The 19,028-nt window shown below is 34.7% G+C and carries 19 protein-coding genes and 1 riboswitch; of the genes, 9 read left to right on the plus strand and 10 right to left on the minus strand.

What is annotated here, in order from left to right:
• Window positions 1-89: 89 nt before the first annotated feature.
• A riboswitch (SAM riboswitch) is annotated at window positions 90-211 on the minus strand.
• Window positions 212-439: 228 nt separating this feature from the next.
• A complete protein-coding gene (pckA, locus tag JFU23_RS11735; RefSeq protein ID WP_201031941.1) occupies window positions 440-2,026 on the plus strand; it encodes a phosphoenolpyruvate carboxykinase (ATP) in 1,587 nt (528 codons plus the stop codon).
• A gap of 313 nt (window positions 2,027-2,339) precedes the next feature.
• On the plus strand, window positions 2,340-2,537 hold the full coding sequence (locus tag JFU23_RS11740) for a hypothetical protein (RefSeq protein WP_078180110.1): 198 nt from the start codon (window positions 2,340-2,342) through the stop codon (window positions 2,535-2,537).
• 472 nt (window positions 2,538-3,009) lie between these two features.
• On the opposite strand, the gene JFU23_RS11745 is transcribed toward JFU23_RS11740, so the two are convergent.
• On the minus strand, window positions 3,010-3,393 hold the full coding sequence (locus tag JFU23_RS11745; RefSeq protein ID WP_002129542.1) for an ATP synthase subunit I: 384 nt from the start codon (window positions 3,391-3,393) through the stop codon (window positions 3,010-3,012).
• A gap of 292 nt (window positions 3,394-3,685) precedes the next feature.
• Between JFU23_RS11745 and JFU23_RS11750 the strand changes: the two genes are divergently transcribed.
• Complete coding sequence (locus JFU23_RS11750; RefSeq protein WP_002034446.1) at window positions 3,686-3,907, plus strand: hypothetical protein; 222 nt, start codon at window positions 3,686-3,688, stop codon at window positions 3,905-3,907.
• Window positions 3,908-3,935: 28 nt separating this feature from the next.
• Here the strand turns inward: JFU23_RS11750 and JFU23_RS11755 are convergent, their stop codons facing one another.
• The 4 genes from JFU23_RS11755 to JFU23_RS11770 form a co-directional block, all read right to left on the minus strand.
• Window positions 3,936-4,841, minus strand: coding sequence for a DMT family transporter (locus JFU23_RS11755; protein WP_201031942.1), 906 nt, complete (start codon window positions 4,839-4,841; stop codon window positions 3,936-3,938).
• A 113-nt stretch (window positions 4,842-4,954) separates the two neighbouring features.
• Window positions 4,955-5,278 carry an iron-sulfur cluster biosynthesis family protein gene (locus JFU23_RS11760; RefSeq protein WP_002089124.1) on the minus strand — a complete coding sequence of 108 codons (324 nt, stop codon included), beginning with the start codon at window positions 5,276-5,278 and terminating at the stop codon, window positions 4,955-4,957.
• 318 nt (window positions 5,279-5,596) lie between these two features.
• Window positions 5,597-6,814 carry an ATP-binding protein gene (locus tag JFU23_RS11765; RefSeq protein ID WP_201031943.1) on the minus strand — a complete coding sequence of 406 codons (1,218 nt, stop codon included), beginning with the start codon at window positions 6,812-6,814 and terminating at the stop codon, window positions 5,597-5,599.
• Between the two features lie 25 nt (window positions 6,815-6,839).
• Entirely contained in the window at window positions 6,840-8,069 is a 1,230-nt protein-coding gene (locus JFU23_RS11770) for an ATP-binding protein (protein WP_201031944.1), read from the minus strand.
• Window positions 8,070-8,241: 172 nt separating this feature from the next.
• Here JFU23_RS11770 and JFU23_RS11775 point away from each other — a divergent pair, with 172 nt between their 5' ends.
• Both JFU23_RS11775 and JFU23_RS11780 read left to right on the plus strand, forming a co-directional pair.
• Window positions 8,242-10,269, plus strand: a complete 2,028-nt coding sequence (locus JFU23_RS11775; protein ID WP_201031945.1) for a catalase — start codon at window positions 8,242-8,244, stop codon at window positions 10,267-10,269.
• A gap of 21 nt (window positions 10,270-10,290) precedes the next feature.
• Window positions 10,291-11,100, plus strand: a complete 810-nt coding sequence (locus JFU23_RS11780; RefSeq protein ID WP_201031946.1) for an alpha/beta fold hydrolase — start codon at window positions 10,291-10,293, stop codon at window positions 11,098-11,100.
• Window positions 11,101-11,149: 49 nt separating this feature from the next.
• On the opposite strand, the gene JFU23_RS11785 is transcribed toward JFU23_RS11780, so the two are convergent.
• Both JFU23_RS11785 and JFU23_RS11790 read right to left on the minus strand, forming a co-directional pair.
• Entirely contained in the window at window positions 11,150-11,434 is a 285-nt protein-coding gene (locus JFU23_RS11785; RefSeq protein WP_307838750.1) for an ABC transporter permease subunit, read from the minus strand.
• A gap of 152 nt (window positions 11,435-11,586) precedes the next feature.
• Window positions 11,587-13,653 (minus strand): LTA synthase family protein, encoded by a 2,067-nt coding sequence (locus tag JFU23_RS11790; RefSeq protein ID WP_201031947.1) that lies wholly within the window; start codon window positions 13,651-13,653, stop codon window positions 11,587-11,589.
• Between the two features lie 291 nt (window positions 13,654-13,944).
• Here JFU23_RS11790 and JFU23_RS11795 point away from each other — a divergent pair, with 291 nt between their 5' ends.
• The 3 genes from JFU23_RS11795 to JFU23_RS11805 all read left to right on the plus strand — a co-directional run bounded on the left by JFU23_RS11795 (window position 13,945) and on the right by JFU23_RS11805 (window position 16,479).
• Window positions 13,945-15,198 carry a glycosyltransferase family 39 protein gene (locus JFU23_RS11795; RefSeq protein WP_060750080.1) on the plus strand — a complete coding sequence of 418 codons (1,254 nt, stop codon included), beginning with the start codon at window positions 13,945-13,947 and terminating at the stop codon, window positions 15,196-15,198.
• A gap of 94 nt (window positions 15,199-15,292) precedes the next feature.
• Complete coding sequence (locus tag JFU23_RS11800) at window positions 15,293-15,589, plus strand: transposase (protein WP_201031948.1); 297 nt, start codon at window positions 15,293-15,295, stop codon at window positions 15,587-15,589.
• 8 nt (window positions 15,590-15,597) lie between these two features.
• Window positions 15,598-16,479, plus strand: a complete 882-nt coding sequence (locus JFU23_RS11805; RefSeq protein ID WP_201031949.1) for an IS3 family transposase — start codon at window positions 15,598-15,600, stop codon at window positions 16,477-16,479.
• Between the two features lie 65 nt (window positions 16,480-16,544).
• Here JFU23_RS11805 and JFU23_RS11810 read toward each other — a convergent pair whose 3' ends face one another.
• The 3 genes from JFU23_RS11810 to JFU23_RS11820 all read right to left on the minus strand — a co-directional run bounded on the left by JFU23_RS11810 (window position 16,545) and on the right by JFU23_RS11820 (window position 17,900).
• Window positions 16,545-17,168, minus strand: a complete 624-nt coding sequence (locus tag JFU23_RS11810; RefSeq protein WP_201031950.1) for a YwbE family protein — start codon at window positions 17,166-17,168, stop codon at window positions 16,545-16,547.
• A gap of 193 nt (window positions 17,169-17,361) precedes the next feature.
• A complete protein-coding gene (locus JFU23_RS30560) occupies window positions 17,362-17,592 on the minus strand; it encodes a hypothetical protein (RefSeq protein WP_201031951.1) in 231 nt (76 codons plus the stop codon).
• Window positions 17,593-17,603: 11 nt separating this feature from the next.
• Window positions 17,604-17,900, minus strand: a complete 297-nt coding sequence (locus JFU23_RS11820) for a DUF3986 family protein (RefSeq protein WP_002112440.1) — start codon at window positions 17,898-17,900, stop codon at window positions 17,604-17,606.
• A 120-nt stretch (window positions 17,901-18,020) separates the two neighbouring features.
• On the opposite strand from JFU23_RS11820, the gene JFU23_RS11825 reads away from it, so the two are divergent.
• Window positions 18,021-19,028, plus strand: a complete 1,008-nt coding sequence (locus JFU23_RS11825; protein WP_201031952.1) for an ABC transporter substrate-binding protein — start codon at window positions 18,021-18,023, stop codon at window positions 19,026-19,028.

Genomic DNA, 19,028 nt, shown 5'->3' on the forward strand with positions numbered 1-19,028 from the left:
TCTCCCACACAAGCATACAGAAAAACCTTTCCTACTTAACATAGAGGAAAGGTTTAATTTGCTACTTGCATACTGCTTTTTGCCCTTTGCTCTTATCGTTCGAGACCGTTAGCCTCGCACAGGTTTTAGCACCTATTCACCTGTATTTACCACTACAAATGAGGTTGCTGGGCTTCATCGGGCCTGTCCCTCCGCCAGCTCGGGATAAGAGAGTATCCGTCCCAACCTATACTAAAGAAATGATATTCATTTGTCAATTAATATTCACATTTTCCTGAAAGTTTTTCTCAATACCCATAGAATGAAATATTAATAGGGAAATGATACATTCACACAAACAAAAATAAATAAATAGTATACATTATTTATATAATTGTGTTATACTATTGATGGGGATTACGAGAAATATTTCATTAAATGAAAAGGATGGTATATAAATATGAGTACTGTGAATGTCCAAATTGGTTTACATGAATTATTGAACGGAAGCAATGCACAGATTCAATTAAGTGTTCCGCAATTAGTGGAAAAAGTATTAATGCGAAACGAAGGGAAATTAACTTCTACTGGTGCCGTTTCTGCTTCAACAGGAAAATACACAGGACGTTCTCCTAAGGATAAATTTATTGTGAAGGAAGCATCGGTTGCTGACAAAATTGCTTGGGGAGCCGTGAACCAACCGATCTCTGAAGAACATTTTAATAAATTATATATAAAAGTTTTAGAATACTTAAAAGAAAAAGAAGAGTTATTCATCTTCAAAGGATTTGCTGGCGCTGATCGCAACTATCGCCTACCAATTCAAGTTGTTAACGAATATGCATGGCATAATTTGTTCGTACATCAATTATTTATTCGTCCAAATGAAGAAGAATTAGCAACTCACGAATCAGAGTTCACAATTGTTTCTGCACCAAACTTCAAAGCAGATCCAGCAATTGACGGTACAAATTCTGAAGCATTCATTATGGTTTCATTCGAAAAACGTATCGTACTAATCGGTGGTACAGAATACGCTGGAGAAATGAAAAAATCAATCTTCTCTATTATGAACTTCTTACTACCTGAACAAGACATTCTTTCTATGCATTGCTCTTCAAACGTAGGCGAAGAAGGCGACGTAGCACTATTCTTCGGTTTATCTGGAACAGGCAAAACAACATTATCTGCTGATCCAAACCGTAAATTAATCGGTGACGATGAGCACGGTTGGTCTGATAACGGCGTATTCAATATTGAAGGCGGTTGCTATGCAAAATGTGTAAACCTTTCTCATGAGAAAGAACCACAAATCTTCGATGCAATCAAATTTGGTTCAGTTTTAGAAAACGTTGTCATTGATGGTCAAACACGCATCGCTGACTATAACGATACTACTTTAACAGAAAATACACGTGCTGCATACCCTATGCATGCGATTGACAATATCGTACTGCCAAGTGTTGCAGGACATCCAAATACAATTATTTTCTTAACTGCTGATGCATCTGGCGTATTGCCTCCAATCAGTAAGTTATCAAAAGAGCAAGCTATGTACCATTTCTTAAGCGGTTACACTAGTAAGCTAGCAGGAACAGAGCGCGGTGTTACATCTCCGCAAGCTACATTCTCTACTTGCTTCGGTTCACCGTTCTTACCGCTTGATGCATCTCGTTATGCTGAAATGCTTGGTGAAAAAATCGAGAAACATGACGCAAAAGTATTCTTAGTAAACACTGGCTGGACTGGTGGCGAATATGGCGTTGGTAAACGTATGAACTTAGGTTACACTCGTGCAATGATTCAAGCAGCACTAAGCGGTGAACTTGCTAAGGCTGAAACTGCAAAACACGACATCTTTGGCCTTGAAGTACCTCGTCACGTTCCAGGTGTACCTGACGAAGTATTAATGCCTGAACAAACTTGGGCTGATAAAGCTGCTTACAAAGCGAAAGCAATTGAGCTTGCAAACGAATTCAAAGAGAACTTCAAAAAGTTTGATAGTGTTTCTGAAGATATTATTAACTTAGGCGGTCCAATCGCTTAGGTTAAAATTTTCTGTTGGAATAACCCTTTTACTCATATGAATAAGTGTCGTGTAACCGTAAAGTTCCGCGTACTCACCGACAAAACCCAATGCGGCTTAACGGTTACACACACTTACATAAAAAGAAGCTTACGTAAAAAAACGTAAGCTTCTTTCTATATCTTATATAAAGTGAAACGTTAATCTCTTCATCTGCGACTTAGCTCATAAAATTGCATACCAACACTCATAAACTTACAGAAAATTCGTTTTATAATCATTCATTTTTAGTTTTTTATGATAAAATTGACATATACAGGAAAGGGTGAGGCCTATGAAAAATTTTTCTCGTACAGGAAAAATTTTATTCAGTTATGGAGCGATTCAAATGTTTTGGGGACTTGTAATGCTTAACGTTAATTTATTTGAGCATACAAGTGAAACGATAAAATACGTTATTCTAATTACCGGAATAGTTTGTTGTATTGTATCCAACTTTTTTAAAGAACCTAAGAGTCATACTAATACGTGATTGCATGTTAACTTATTGGGAGCAGAAACCTGCATTTTATGCAAAGTTACGCTTCCTGTTGTACTACCCCTCGCCAGATCCTCTATTCCAGAGTAAAGCAACTTTCAATTGATATACTCGGATTTTCACACATACAAACCACGGCTTCAAACATATAAACTATTTTCCCACTCACTACATCCTTCTGGTTTCACACCGCATGGGACTAAAAAAGGATCTGACCGCTTCTATCCATCGCCAGATCCTCTATTCCATCTAAAAAAGTTCCAAACCTAATTTTCAATTGATATACTCGGATTTTCACACATACAAATCAAGGCTTTGAAAATATAAAGAGATCTCTCGCTCACTTGCTCCTTCTGGTTTCACACCGCATGTGGCTAAAAAAGCCCTAACCGCTTCTATCCGTCGCTGGATCCTCTATTCCATCTAAAAAGAGGCTCTTTTAGCTCTTTTAGCTCTTTTAGCTCTTTTAACCCTTTGTTAATTCTTCCTCATCCTTCATACTATAATACCCTAAATTAATAACGATTAAGAAATAACCACCCAGAATACCTACTGCAAATGCCCACATTACCATATGATGCTCAATTTCGTACATGATAATAGCACCCAAAATTGCAGCTGCAAAGCGATTAAACATACCAAGCGTCGGTGCTTTCGTCTTCTTTACTATACTATCTCCAAGCTTTTCGATACGCCTTCCTAAAATCCAAACACAATACATGCTTACAATAAGTCCAATTCCTGCACCTAGAAAATGTGCTGAAAACGGTGTTAACATCCAGCCTAATAACAGAATACCTAGTAGATAATATGATTGAACTTTAAACGATTTTAATGACAAACTAATCATGCTGTACTCCCCTTCAATGTTTTTTCTATTTATCCAACAAAAGCTGTATAACTCATTTCTTTCGAGTCCATACTACTTAAAATCTATTTCATTCAAATTAAAAACAACATAAACGGTATGTTTATGTTGTTAAAATGCTTTTAGGAAATAATATTATACAAGATTTTTAATATAGAATCCCTCATAAATGTGACGTTTTTCAAAACATTTTCGTCCAATTATGAAAAAATTGATATCAATCTATGAACATACGGATATGATGTAATAAGCACATAAATAAAGGGGGCGTCTAATGATTTATTTTTTAATGGCTCTCATTCATCTCATTGTTCCTGCACTTATTGGACTTTCCTTGTATTGGTACACGAAAAAACATAGTATTTTCTATGCTGTCCTCGGTGTTCTTCTTCCAGGAATTATTCTAATTACACTCTTCCGCATTCCTTTTCTTAATTTAATCCCACTTATTACTGCCATTTTATTCCTCGTATTTTTACCAAAAATAAAAAAATAGGAAAGCAGATCATAGGTGATCTGTTTTCCTATTTTGATATAGGTTCTTGCACGATAGAATGCGCTTCTACTTTCTCTGATTTCACAAACCATAGACCGAAGAAAATGATCATTCCACCGATTATTTGTTGTAACGATACATATTCATTTGCCCATACTGCTGCAAATAAAACCGCTACGAGCGGCGTAATATACATATATACCATCGTATGTGATGCTCCAATTTTTTGAACACCAACATACCACATGACTAAACCAAATACTGTTACAAAGAAAATAGAATATAGTAAAGCAAACAATGTCATTCCGTGTATAATGTGAAATGGCATGACAAATACATGTGGGCCACTTAACAATAAGAGCGGAATCGCTCCAACTAATGTCGACCATGCAGTAACACGTAATGCTGAGTATTTTTTAATAAGCGGCCCTGCTAAAACGGGATAAAGTCCCCAACATATTGATGTAATAAGTCCAATCCCATTTCCGTAGAAAGAACTAGCGAGTGAATGCCCCGCTACTAAAACTAATGTAGCACCAATAAAGGCAATCATGGAACCAACTAACTTTCGAGAAGAAAATTTTTCTTGTTTCAAGAAAATCGCAAATACAGTTGTAAAAATAGGTGAAATAGATATGAGTAAAGAAGCATTTGTAGCGGATGTGTATTTTACAGTTTCCATAAATAACGTTTGATACAGTACAATACCTACAACGCTAACGATGATTAATCTTGGTATATCTTTTCGCTCCATATAAAGTGACTTTTCGATAAAGAACGTAAGTAATAACAGTAGTGGTGCTGCTGTCATCATTCGAACTGCAGTAAACTCAATTGCTGTAAATTCTAAAAGTCCATATTTCGCAATCGTATAGTTAATCCCCCAAATAATAACGACACTTAAAATTAATAACTCAATTCCCCATCTTTTCATGCGCAACCCCCTCCGCAAAGAGAATTATACAGAAAATTCAACTATATGTACATTTCATTATGTGAAAAAATCCATAAGAAAAAGGAGCATATTATATACTCCTTCTCTCTTCATTATACTCGAACATGTAACTTCATATTCGGATTATAAAACTGGCTTGGGCTCTTCAGCTGGAAAGTCCCTCCAACTTCATGCCAATCAACTGTTAATTTATCATCCATAAATACAAGCTTTGTGCGATCTGCAATAAAGTTTAGTACGCTTGATTCGATATCTACATCGCGCTCATCTTTCTCTGAAACGGCTACTAAATCAATAATCCCGCTCATAACACAACCGCAACCTTCATTATCATAAAATAACTTTATATATTTCGTTTCACTTGGAATCGTATCCATAATCTTTTTATATGCTGCCTCTGTTACAGTAACGTACATGTGTTAACCTACATCCTCTCTTCTCGTATCATTTATATATTGTACCACCATTTTTCTCGAATCTTATATGCAGAAAATTAAGACTACTATAAAATATATGTGATAAAGTGAAACTTTAATCAGGGAGGTATCCATCCCCCTCTGATTATTAGCCCTCGCCAATCAGGCTTTTACGGGCAGCCCGACTCCCACCTAACTTCTTTGTCCCAGCTTAATTTGGAGGTGGGAGTCTTACTACCTGCTAACGCGGGATAAATCAATTTTAAAAAACATCACTTTTGATTAAGTGATGTTTTCTATTTATCTCTTACACTATCATTAAATCGGCAACATAATCTCAACAGTCGTTCCAACTCCAACTTCACTTTCAAAGTTCAATTTACCGTGGTGATCTTTAATAATTTTTTCCGTAACTACTAATCCTAAGCCTGTTCCAGTTTCTTTCGTTGTGTAAAAAGCTTCATTTAGCTTCGGAATTTTATCTTTCGGAATGCCGCATCCCTCATCTATAATTTGAACAATGATCACATCTTCCACTATAACTTTTACAGTAATAGTTCCGCCAACTGACATTGCTTCAATCGCATTTTTTATTAAATTAAAAAATACTTGTTTCAATCGTTTTTCCTCACATGTAATTGATGGTATATCTTTACTATAAATAGCATGCATTTTTATCCCTTGTTCTAAAGCTGGCTTTTCCATAACCCTGATAACATAAGAGATGATTTCTTTAATATTATGCGTTTCGGATTCTACCGATTTAGATTTCTCAAACCCATTTAGTTCTGTAGCAATTGTATGAATTCGCTCTACTTCCTGTCTCATAATTTCACTATAAATTTTATCTTCTGGATATTTTTTCGCTTGCTTATTCACAAGTTTTTTCAATTTTTCTAACGGTCTTCTAATCTTATCGCCAATTACTGTCGCCATTTTTCCAACCATTGCTAATTTCTCTACATTTCGTATTTCTTTATCCATCATTTCAAGTGTACGAACGTAAGATTGGAATCTTAAAAATATAATCCAACATATAATAACAAACACGCTATATAATGCTATTGGGATAAGAACAATAAAGGATTGAACAACGAATCCCATAAGTGCATATTTTCCAACAATAGTTCCGGCAACTAACCAAAAGTACCTCTTATTCACAAATATCGGTGCAAATAAAATAAAGAATCCTTCTACTATATTCCCGCCATCAAATTCCGCATCACTTCCGTAATAAATAATGAAGTTATGAATAAAATCCAATATATTATAGCCAATTAAAATAATATACTTCACAATATACGGCTTTTTCCATTTCATAAAATAAAATCCTATAAAGAATAATCCAACCATCAAACTATATAGCCATAAACCTAATCCTTCTCCAAAAGCATCTGCTAGTTTTTGATTTTCATCTGATAAAAGGACAATAATTTTTTCAGCAAAATCATACGCAAAAAATATAACGAAGAATAAGCTTAAAAATATTATTAATGCCTTTATCTCTTCTTTTTCAAATATATTGCCTTTTTCCATATGATAACTCCTTTAACAACACCTCTTAATCTTGTGTCACATTACGCTCACATTTTTTCGGGAGCAGTATTTCTACTCTCGTTCCTTTCTTTACTTCACTAGAAATGTGTAATTCTCCAAGATGCTCTGTCACAATTCGCTCTGCTACCGTAAGACCTAATCCAATTCTATCTTGCTTCGTTGTATAAAAAGCATCCTTAACTCGTCCTAAATTATCCTTTTTTATCCCAAAACCACTATCTACTATACTTACTATTACATAATCTCTTTTTTTATTTTCAACTTGTATTTTTAATGTTCCGCCATGTTCCATTGCCTCTAAAGCATTTTTAATAACATACAAAAATACTCCTTTTAATTTGCGTTTATCACATTCAATTTCACTTCTATTTTGCTCTTCATTAAAGGTGCAATTTATATTTAACTCATTCATTTTCCCGCGCATGTTTTCTACCGCTTGTACTAAAACATCACTTACAATGTGTTTTTCATAAACAGAAGGTTTACATGCAGCAATCTCCATTAATTCACTAATCATATTATTCATATTTTCGATTTCGAGAATCATTTGTTCATATGTTGCATCTTTTTCGTGTTTCTCTTTTTGTAATTGCGTAAACCCTTTTAGTGAAGCAAGTGGGTTTTTAATTTCATGTCCGACTGTCGCTGCCATTTTTCCGATAACCGCCAATTTTTGTGACTGACTTGCCTCTGCAATACGTCCCTTTACTGCTGAAAGATATTGTAAAAATCGATTTAAAATAATAAATGACACGAAAAGTAACACCATATTTATAACAAGAGACATAAACAGGTTAAGTTCTCCAAATACAAATAGGTATATCATATATTTCCCTATAAGGAATGGAGCTAAGACAAATAAATATTTTTTACTCAAAAAGATCGGTACGAAGAAAATGAAAATATATTCAATTACATTCCCTTCATCAAATGCTATTGTATTATGAAAAGCATACCATCCAATATTAAAAGTCTCTGCGATCATGTATGCAAATAAATATGTATATTTAACTAAATATGCTTTTTCTCTCTCAAATAAGTAAACACTAATACCTAATATAGCCATAATATATGCAAGCTTCCATATCCCTTTATGCCAATTTGCTAAAGGCATTGTATCTTCTAATATAATCGCGTATGCAACCTCGTATACAATTAAAATAACATGTATTACCCATAAGAAAATCTTAGCGTTTTTCTTTTCTTCTTTAGCTGATAGAAAACTCTCTTCCACTTCAACACCCCTTCAAAAGAATACCATTTATTATAATAAATGATTTTCATAGACAAACAAAGATAAATTGAACAAATGAGGAAAATCAATCCATAGATAATATACTTCCCCACACCATATGTAAGCATAAAAACCATGAACAATAATACGTATAATATGGGAGGTGCTTTATATGGACGGTCGTGAAAATAAGAAGATAGAACAGTTACAATCCTTTACGAAAAACAATGAAGGAAAAGAGATGACAACGAATACAGGTGTCAAAATTTCAAATGATGAAAACTCTTTAATCGCCGGCGATCGTGGTCCTACACTTTTAGAAGATTTCCTGATGCGAGAAAAACTCGCTCATTTTGACCGTGAACGAATTCCTGAAAGAGTCGTTCATGCCCGCGGTTACGGAGCACATGGTGTTTTTGAGCTATATGATTCTTTAGAAGACTTAACAATGGCTCATTTTTTACAAGACCCATCTAAAAAGACACCTATTTTTATTCGTTTTTCTGAAGTTGCTGGATCAAAAGGTGCAAATGAAACGAACCGAGATGTACGAGGATTCGCTGTTAAGTTTTATACAGAGGAAGGAAATTTCGATTTAGTGGGTAATAACATTCCGATTTTCTTCATTCAAGATGGTATTAAATTTCCGGATCTTATTCATGCGCTTAAACCAGAGCCACATAATGAGATTCCCCAAGGGCAAACAGCACATGATACTTTTTGGGACTTTATCGCCAATAATCAAGAATCAGCTGCGATGATGATGTGGATTATGTCAGATCGCACAATTCCGAGAAGTTTTCGAATGATGCAAGGATTCGGCGTTCATACATTTCGCTTAGTTAACAAACAAGGAAAGTCACGATTCGTAAAATTCCACTGGAAGCCAAAGCTTGGCGTTCACTCGTTAATTTGGGATGAAGCTCAAAAACTAGGCGGCGCTGATCCAGATTATCATCGCCGTGATTTATGGGAAAATATTAATGCCGGAAACTATCCTGAGTACGAACTTGGCGTTCAAATTTTAGAAGAAGAGGATGAATTTAAATACGATTTCGATATATTAGATGCAACAAAAATTTGGCCGGAAGAAGACTTCCCTGTTAAGATCATCGGAAGAATGACGTTAAACCGAAACGTTGATAACGTATTTGCGGAAACAGAACAAGTCGCACTGCACCCTGGAAGCATCGTCCGCGGTATCGATTTTACAAATGATCCTCTCTTACAAGGTAGACTATTTTCTTATACAGATACACAATTAGCACGCGTCGGTACAAACTATCAAGAGTTACCGATTAATCGTCCGGTATGTCCTTTTCATAACAATCAAAGAGATGGTGCGTCTAAATATATAATTGATAAAGGAAAAGTCGCTTACCATAATAACTCTTTAGCTAATAACTCTCCCTTTACTGTACCTGGTACGAAAGGCGGTTTCGTTACATATCCTTCTACTGTTTCTGGACATAAAACAAGAGAAACAGCCGCTAGTTTTAAAGACCATTTCTCACAAGCCCGTTTATTTTGGAATAGTATGAGCCACGTCGAAAAAATCCATATTATGCAGGCCTTTTCCTTTGAATTAGGAAAAGTAAAAAGTAAATCAGTTCGCCAACAAGTCGTAGGTATGATTGGTCATATAAGTACAGAATTAGCTACTTTAGTAGCTGAAGCAGTCGGGGCAACAGTGCCAAATGTTCAAGAATCAAATGTTACAAAATCCTCACCAGCACTAAGTATGGAACATACAACATTCAGCCCAAATACATTACGAGTAGGCGTCATTGTCGCAAACGGATATGACGGTCAAAACGCACAATATATTATAAATCAATTCAAACAAGCCGGTCTTCAGCCCGTTATTATTTCCGAACGATTAGGTTTTGTGCAAGGCTCTCAAAATGGACAGTGGGAAGTGAATGATACTTTCTTAACAGGATCACCACTTCTTTATGATGGGCTACTTCTTATTGGCGGAAATATTAATGATCATTTTCTTAACAAGGCAAGTTCATTCGTCGTAGAATCGTATAATCACTTTAAGCCAATTGGCGCTTTCCAAAATGGAACTACTATTGTTCAATCTTTAAACATCGAAGGAAAACCTGGCGTTATAACAGAACAAAATCCTACCTTACTTGCGAATGAATTTATTCAGGCAATGACAAAACAGCGATTTTGGGAAAGAGCCTATTAAAATACATGAGGAGGATACGTCATGTTCGTTACAGTGGAAAAAGATGTACACATTTTTGTGCAAGATATGAACCCAGGTCCTGACAGTACAACTGTTTTCTTTGTACACGGCTGGCCTTTAAATCACCAAATGTTTCAATATCAATTCAATGTTTTACCACAGCACGGTTTTCGCTGCGTCGCTATGGACATTCGCGGAAACGGGCAATCTGATAAACCATGGACTGGTTACACTTATGATCGTTTAGCTGATGATATCGCAATTGTATTAGAAGCACTTCAAATAGAAAATGCTACGTTAGTCGGCTTCTCAGTCGGTGGCGCTCTCTCTATTCGGTATATGTCACGATATAATGGTCGTCGTATTTCCAAACTTGCATTAGTGGATGCTGTCTCTCCTTCTTTCGTGAAAAACCAAGAATCCCCTTACGGCGTACCGAAAGAACAAGCAGATGCTCTGATTGCTCAAATGTATGCAAATTTGCCTAAATTTCTTAATGATGTATCTTTATCATTTTTTAATAGAAACTTAGGAGCTGCCACGTTAGAATGGTTTTCTTATCTCGGTATGCAGTCCGCTTCTTATGCTCTCATCAAAATTTTGCAAGCTGCTGCAAACGAAGACGTAACGAAGGACTTGAGTAAAATTAACGTCCCAACAAAAATATTCCACGGTGTTCACGACCAACTCATCCCTTATAAAAGTGCTGAGCTAACAAAAGAGCGAATTAAAAACTCTGAACTATATCCTCTTACAAATAGTGGCCACGGCTCTCCAATCGATCAAGCGGATGAATTAAATAAGGGACTAATAAAATTTTTAAATTCATAGTTCCTTTACAGTAAAAAAAGAATTTTCCCTTACGGCAAATTCTTTTTTCTTAACTACCTTTTGCACGAGCAAATTCCACATATGACTTATTCTTCTCTTCCATTAAAAATAAAACGATAATGCGGAAAAAATGAAGAGTTGGAACAATTGTCATACAAAGAATAGATAAAAAATAAACACGCTCATCGTTAAACGCATAAATACTAACAACTCGAAATCCTGTCTGTTTATAAATCCATACAACAAATAATTGCAAACTAAAAATTAATAACAAATCTGGAACTGATTCTATTAAAATTAAACAAATTGTCCAATTATATACTAGGTGAAAAATTCACATACTTCTCACAAATCAATTATTAAAACGACTCTATTTTAATTTATACTAAATGTACAAGTAATACTCCCTAAACCTAGCTTGTCTGGTTATCCCGTTAAATACTATGAAAAAAGAACTTGTATCGTATACAAGTTCTTTTTTGTCGCCTATTTAAATAATATATCCTTACTATATTGCTTTCCGATGAGTAAGTCATATTGAATAAACTCATATTGCTTTAACATTTCTTTTTGTTTTTCTGTTAAATTTTTTATTACTTCTCCGTCTTTTCCTATCTTCAATTCATCACGAAGTACGGGAATTTCTTCATATAACTTCGATAAAAATTGATAGAACGGTACCTTATTTAATCCAGCATAATCAAAGACAAGATTTGAAAAATAGATTGGACTTACTAAACCTAAATTGTCATTTGGCATATCAAAATTTGCATACATTAATAACGGCGTTTGCGCCATCGCTAATCGTTCACTTGGCGTTTTTTCATTTGTTATATAACCAGTCTCTTTATAAAGAGATTTATTTGTTCCTAGTGATGGGAGATGGTCCCCAAAAAATACTAATAATGTAGGTCTATCTAAATTATCTAGCTCCTCTATTAAATACTGAAGAGCTTCATCTGAACGTCTTAGCCCTTCTGTATAAGTCTCTAATTCAGCCTTCGACTCTTCATTTTCTAATCCACTAATCTCTATTTGATTTTCACCAAATCTTCCTTCTGTAAATGGAAAATGATTTTGCATCGTAACTGCATGAACAAACGTAGGTTTCTTTTGCTTCTCTAATTCAGCTATTATCTCTTTACTCATAGATAGATCGCTAATATAATCTCCATCAACTTCTACATTTTCCATCGTATCTTGTGCATTAAACTTATCAAATCCTAACACTTTATATACATCATCCCGTTTAAAGAATGAGCGACCGAACGAATGAATTACACTTGTATAATACCCTTCTTTTTTCAATGCTCGAGGAATTGATGGAATTTCTTTCTTATTTGTAACGACTTGCTGATATGGTATTGAGCCTGGTTTTAACAAACTCATTGAATAACTCGTTAATGCCTCAAATTCAACGTTTGCAGTATTTCCTCCAAATGCAGGAGAAATAGTTTGTCCACCAGGAAAACTTTCTATATAATGATGCAAATTAGGTAAAGGATCTTCACTAAAGGACAGGTTCGTTAACTTCGTTGGATCCCAAAACGATTCACTCATTACAAAAATAATATTCGGTTTCTCTTTTTGCTTCTGCGCCCCTATATTGCTACTATATTGTTTCTTTATATCGTTTGCTATTTGAAGCATATTTTCTTTTGAATAATCTTTCGGCTTTTCAATGACTGTCGTATCTAAATTACTTATAAATCCTAGCACAAAACCATTTGAAGCATAATTTTCATTTTGATTCCACAAAACGAACTCTATACCTGACTTTTGAAACCATTTATTCATAAACGTATTCGTAAAATTACCATACACATATAAAATAAAAACGGATCCTATTATAAATAGAACTCGTACGCCTGCATGAACTTTTACATTTTGAATATACTTCCTCACATACATCCCCGCCAAAATACAGACAACAACACTTACAATAACGAGAAGAATATAACCCCAACTAAAATAATCCATCACCATTGGTATAACAGATTGCATATGTCCAATCTGTGTAAAATCAGAAGGATATAATGGGTCTCCCCTAAAAACAATTTTGAAGTGATTTACAATAGCCAAAATGATTAGCAAAATGCTTGTCAAAATAGTACTCAAAAAAACTTTCCCAAGCACGTTATACACCAAAACATATATCGCATAAATTACAATTAAACTAAATATAAACTGTGCGTTATAATTGTAAATCCAATTCAGTGTATTTACGAGATTCATATTATTTTGCGTGAAAATAAAAAGCAAAGTAACCACATGCGCTACTAAAAACATTCTAATATAAATCCTAATAATCCGTTTGAATTTATTAACAATATCTTTATTCAAATGCGCAACATACAATAGTACAATCCACATCAAAATTGTCATTATACTTAAGACAATTATTTGATTTAACATATCTTTCATCGTATCTAAACTAAAATATTTTAAAATCAAGAAAAGTGTGGGTATTACATATAGGGTTACTAGACCACTTAACATCGCTGAAATTAATATACTTCTTCTTGGCTGATGAAATGAAAAATCACACCTCAATTCATTCCCTCTTTTCTGTTTATTAATTTCACCCCGCACCGTAAAAACAGTTTCTATTAAGATAACATACTTCATGCATTTCGTCTTCACACTGGATTCTACTATAACTGTAGTTTCTTAATTCTCCCTTAATCAATAGTTAATTTTTGGAATGCTAACTATTCATTCTTAAAAAACTAAATTCCTTCATTCCACTTTATGATATAATAACTATGTTTTGGAAAACCTTAATACTAATAGGGTTTTATCATGAAAATACGAAAGAAACAATAAAAAAGGAGATGCTCATTTTTGCTAAATAAGTTTAAAAATCTACCTAAAGCGGTATATGCAATTTTGGCGCTTTCTTTCCTACTGCACGTTTTTTGTCTAGTAAAACAGCCAGGATTAGATGGAGAGTTAGTCAAAGTAACATATGGTGCAAATGATGCCTTTAACTATTCGTTAACAGCTGAACAATTATTAAAACATGGTGTATTTGGCTATGTTTATTTAGAACCTAGTGAAGTGCCTGGAAAAAATGCATATATCACACCAGGTCAGCCGCTATTATTAGCTGGTGCTATGATTATTTCTGATGTTACATCACTTCCTTACTATTACGTAGCAACTGTTATTAATATGATACTAAACCTTTGCACAGTGTTATTAGTATTCTTAATAGGGAAAGAGTTATTTGAAAAGAATATTTATGGAATTGTTGCGAGTATTTTATATGCTATTTATCCAAGTAACTATACATACTTCCGTACATTACTAACAGAAGTTCCTTCAATATTCTTATTATCGTTAAGCGTGTATGTATTTGTTCTCGCATGGAAATACAATAAAGCAAAATTCCATATATGGTTTGGAATTGTCGTTTCCATTTTACTTATGTTCCGCCCAAATCCAGCTCCAATGATGCTCATTCCTGTTCTTGTCGTCTTGTTCACATATGGATTTAAAGACTCCATTCGAATTGGATTATTATGGTTCATTGGCCCGTTCTTTATTATCGGTGCCTGGGTTGTTCGTAACTATTTAGCGTTCAATCAATTTATCTTATTCTCAACCCAAGGTGCGGACCCATTAATTGCCGGTGCAGATCCATTTAACAAAATTGGCTATGAAAATGTAGTTAACCAAATGAAAGCCCAGGGCTTAGATGATAAAAATGCATACGCAAAAGATTTAATCAAAAATGGATTTAAAACGGACTTCACATATTGGTTCTCTTGGTTCACTGTCGGTAAAACAATTGAGTTATTCAAAACAGCTCCTGCTGTAGACCAATACCGTATTCATAACTTTATACAAATGTGTCATAGAGTCTTTATCATCGGTACATTCTTGAGCAGTTTCTGCTTCATGCTAAATTCATTTAAGCATAAGCGCGTTATGATGCTAGTAGCAAGTTCTGTTATTTACATCATCTTCTCAAACTTATTCTTAGCAATTAATCGCTACGGATTTTTCATTAACCCTCTTATGTGCTTAATTCTTGCATACGGGTTAGTTTACGCTGTGCAGAAGCTTCCATTTTTCCGCACTAGCCAAGCATAATAAAAAAGAGGTCGTCCAAAAATGATATGATCCCCTTATAGTAGACAGGAAAAAGAAAGCACATTAACCTGTTTACTATGGAGGGGATTTTTTCATGGGAAAAATTAGAGTCACTTACGATGTAGAATTTAAGAAACAAGCTATAGATTTATACTTAATAGAAGGCATGAGCTATAAAACCATTGCGAAAGAATTAGGTATTCATCACTCGGTTGTAAGTCGTTGGGTGAAACACTTTGAAGCTGAAGGAATCAAAGGACTAGAAGAAAAACGCGGTAAAGCGAAAGGACCAGGTTTAGGTAGACCAAGGGTTAGACCCGAAGATCCTGAAGCTAAGATCAGACGATTAGAAGCGGAAAATGAAATGTTAAAAAAGCTCTTAGGGATGTAAAAGGAGGAATGAAAGTCGTATCCAAAATAAAAAAATTCGAAGTCATCCATGAAATGACAAAAACAGGTTATACAGTGACCATTCTATGCGATATTGCTGGTGTAACCAGAAGTGGGTACTACAAATGGATAAAACGGCATACGACGCCTTCAAAAAAACAATCAGAGGATATCGAAATTAAGAAAAAGATATTGAAGTGTCATAAAAAATTAAGAGGAATTTATGGATATAGAAGAATACAAGTTTGGCTGAAAGCCACATATAACCTTCATTTGAATCATAAACGCATCCAAAGATTGATGAGTGAACTAGGTATCAAAGCCGTAATTAGGAAAAAACGACCTTATTACGGAAAAAAAGAAGCTTATGTGATTTCAGAGAACCATCTAAATAGGGAGTTTCAAGCTTCAAAACCGAATGAGAAATGGGTAACCGATATTACCTATTTGATTTTCAATGGACAGCGCTTGTACTTATCCGCTATTAAGGATTTATACAATAATGAAATTGTTGCCTATGAAACCAGTCGTAGAAACGACTTAAAACTTGTGTTAGATACACTTAAAAAGGCAAAGAAAAAACGAAATGTGAAGGGAATCCTCTTACATAGTGATCAAGGGTCCCAGTATACATCTCGTCAATATAATCAATTACTTAAAAAATATCAGATGAAGGCAAGTATGTCTCGAAGAGGCAACTGTTGGGATAATGCTTGTATGGAAAACTTCTTCAGTCACTTTAAGGCAGAGTGTTTTCATTTACACTCCTTCCATAAAGCGAATGAGGTCAAACTTGCCGTGCGTAAATATATGTACTTTTATAATCATCAAAGATTTCAAAAGAAATTAAATAACCTGAGTCCATATAAATATAGAACTCAGGTTGCTTAGTTGCGCTTTTTTAATACTGTCTACTTGACAGGGGTCACTGCAAAATGGACGACCTCTTTTTTTATTTATCCAACACTTTGAACACGGCCAATTTGTCCATCTTGTAATCGAACCTTAATTCCGTACGTATGTGTTGCCGTGTTTGTTAAAATATCTTTCACAACACCGCTCACTGTTTTACTATAATCTTTATCTAATTGAATAACTACATGTGAACCAACCGAAATTTGTGATCTTGTCGGTTTACCACCTGTTGCTTCTGTTGTTTTTTCTTGTTTTTGTGTTCTCTCTTGTCGTGCAGACTGTTGTTGCTGAATCTTCTGTTGCTCTTCTTGCTTACGTTTCTCTTCCTCTACTCTTCTTTGCTGCTCTTCTTGCTTACGTTTTTCTTCCTCTACTCTTTGTTGCTCTTCCTGCTTACGTTTTTCTTCCTCTACTCTTTGTTGCTCTTCTTGCTTACGTTTTTCTTCCTCTACTCTTTGCTGCTCTTCTTGCTTACGTTTTTCTTCCTCTTCCTTTTGCTGCTCTTCTTGTTTGCTTTCCTCTTCTACCTTCTTATCTTCTTCAACTTTCTTCTCATCTATTTTCTGTTCTTCCGCTACCTTCAGCTTTTCCTCTTCATCTTTACAAGCTGTTAAAACAACTACACATAAGCCCGTAAGTAAAAATAATAATAATTTTTTTAACATTAAAAAATCCTCCTATATATACATTGCAAATAATGACCTTTAATAGAATAACAAATATGTATGAATCCCTTTGTCGTAATTTGTCGTATATATTGGATTTTCCATGTAACACTACATGCTCCAAATAGAGAAGAACCTGTCGTGTGACAGGTTCTTCTCGTTATTTATTAGGATACGATGATTAGCATGTTTACTATACAAGAGGAAGCATCCATATTTTCCATATGATACTTACGATTACTATAAGTACAAAATCAAACAAATCTAATCTCGGACCCTTTTTCATAGTCATGTCTAGCCACATATAAATCCATTTCATTTCCTTATATTTATGAACATTTTTCTTTGCGAATCGGTAAGTAAGCACTTGCATAATGTAAATTCCAATTACGCAAATAAGCAATAAGATGAGAAATTCAAACACAAAATTCCTCCCTATTTTTGAAGCGTTCTTTCTACTATATGGTTCTTCAAAACCCATTCCTCAAATTGAGCACTTCCAAATTCCCAGCTCAAATCACGAGCATGTACAGAAAAAACGTAATAACCGGCATATTCGTCCATAAACATCCCTGCCCCTACATCATCTTTTTGAATACCGTATACTCCAAAATTAAAATACACATCCCACACGTCTTCATGCTTCCTCTTATAAGCAATCGATTCCATATCACATTCAGTTCCGAAATAATCAAGATGTAAATGTACGCTATCATCGTATTCGTAATCCATTTTATCACCCCTTATATTTGTACTTCTTTACTACCCAAAAAATTCCTGCTATATATACTCACATATGGGCACTTACCTACATATTATGCTTGTAGATTGACTTCTAGGAGGTGTCATATAGTGAAAAATTTAATAACCGTTTTTTGCATCATGTTACTAGCTGTTTTCACATTCGCTGCTTGTAGTAGTACAAAGGAAAGTACGAAAGAACAAGCTCAAAAAATTCGCGTTGGCGAAGTTACACACTCTCTTTTCTACGCACCATTATATGTTGGAATTGAAAAAGGATTTTTTAAAGATGAAGGCTTAAATATTGACTTACAAACAACAGCTGGCGGAGATAAAACGATGACCACCCTTTTATCTGGCGGAATTGATATTGCTCTCGTTGGTTCAGAAACGTCTATTTATGTTCATCAACAAGGAGCAAAAGATCCTGTCATTAATTTTGCGCAGCTTACACAAACAGATGGTACATTTTTAGTTTCCCGTAAAAAATTAGACTCTTTTAATTGGAACGACGTAAAAGGCGTTACATTTTTAGGACAGCGTAAAGGCGGCATGCCGCAAATGGTTGGTGAATACGTTTTAAAGAAAAATGGCATTGACCCTCGCAAAGATACGAACTTAATTCAAAATATCGAGTTTGCTAATATTGCAAATGCCTTTGCATCTGGTACGGGAGAATTTGTACAGCTCTTTGAACCGACTGCAAGTATACTTGAAAAAGAAGGAAAAGGTTATATCGTCGCGTCTTTCGGAGCTGAATCTGGTACTGTTCCTTATACAACGTTTATGGCAAAAGAAAGTTTCTTACAGAAAGATAAAGCTGCTGCAGAAAAATTCACGCGCGCACTATATAAAGCGCAGCAATGGGTTGATACACATAGTCCAGAAGAGATTGCCGATGCCGTTTCACCACTATTTAAAGACACTTCAAAAGACATTTCAGTAAAAGTAATTGAACGCTACAAAAAACAACATTCATATGCGACAAATCCATTATTAGATGCGGCAGAATGGAAACAACTCCAAACGATTATGAAAGAATCTGGTGAATTACAAAAAGAAGTTCCACATGAAGCGCTCGTCAATACAAAAATTGCCGAAAGCGTTATTAAGAAATAG

The sequence above is a fragment of the Bacillus sp. TH50 genome (genome assembly GCF_016650565.1).
GTDB classification, from domain to species: domain Bacteria; phylum Bacillota; class Bacilli; order Bacillales; family Bacillaceae_G; genus Bacillus_A; species Bacillus_A mycoides.

What these genes read in the sequence shown, in the direction of transcription:
- JFU23_RS11805 (WP_201031949.1), top strand. Translation starts at nt 15,598, where the DNA reads ATGAAAGTCGTATCCAAAATAAAAAAATTCGAAGTCATCCATGAAATG.
- JFU23_RS11765 (WP_201031943.1), bottom strand. Translation starts at nt 6,814, where the DNA reads ATGGAAAAAGGCAATATATTTGAAAAAGAAGAGATAAAGGCATTAATA.
- JFU23_RS11800 (WP_201031948.1), top strand. Translation starts at nt 15,293, where the DNA reads ATGGGAAAAATTAGAGTCACTTACGATGTAGAATTTAAGAAACAAGCT.
- JFU23_RS11755 (WP_201031942.1), bottom strand. Translation starts at nt 4,841, where the DNA reads ATGAAAAGATGGGGAATTGAGTTATTAATTTTAAGTGTCGTTATTATT.
- JFU23_RS11810 (WP_201031950.1), bottom strand. Translation starts at nt 17,168, where the DNA reads ATGTTAAAAAAATTATTATTATTTTTACTTACGGGCTTATGTGTAGTT.
- JFU23_RS11820 (WP_002112440.1), bottom strand. Translation starts at nt 17,900, where the DNA reads ATGGATTACGAATACGATGATAGCGTACATTTACATCTTGATTATTTC.
- pckA (WP_201031941.1), top strand. Translation starts at nt 440, where the DNA reads ATGAGTACTGTGAATGTCCAAATTGGTTTACATGAATTATTGAACGGA.
- JFU23_RS11745 (WP_002129542.1), bottom strand. Translation starts at nt 3,393, where the DNA reads ATGATTAGTTTGTCATTAAAATCGTTTAAAGTTCAATCATATTATCTA.
- JFU23_RS11780 (WP_201031946.1), top strand. Translation starts at nt 10,291, where the DNA reads ATGTTCGTTACAGTGGAAAAAGATGTACACATTTTTGTGCAAGATATG.
- JFU23_RS11740 (WP_078180110.1), top strand. Translation starts at nt 2,340, where the DNA reads ATGAAAAATTTTTCTCGTACAGGAAAAATTTTATTCAGTTATGGAGCG.
- JFU23_RS11760 (WP_002089124.1), bottom strand. Translation starts at nt 5,278, where the DNA reads ATGTACGTTACTGTAACAGAGGCAGCATATAAAAAGATTATGGATACG.
- JFU23_RS11750 (WP_002034446.1), top strand. Translation starts at nt 3,686, where the DNA reads ATGATTTATTTTTTAATGGCTCTCATTCATCTCATTGTTCCTGCACTT.
- JFU23_RS11775 (WP_201031945.1), top strand. Translation starts at nt 8,242, where the DNA reads ATGGACGGTCGTGAAAATAAGAAGATAGAACAGTTACAATCCTTTACG.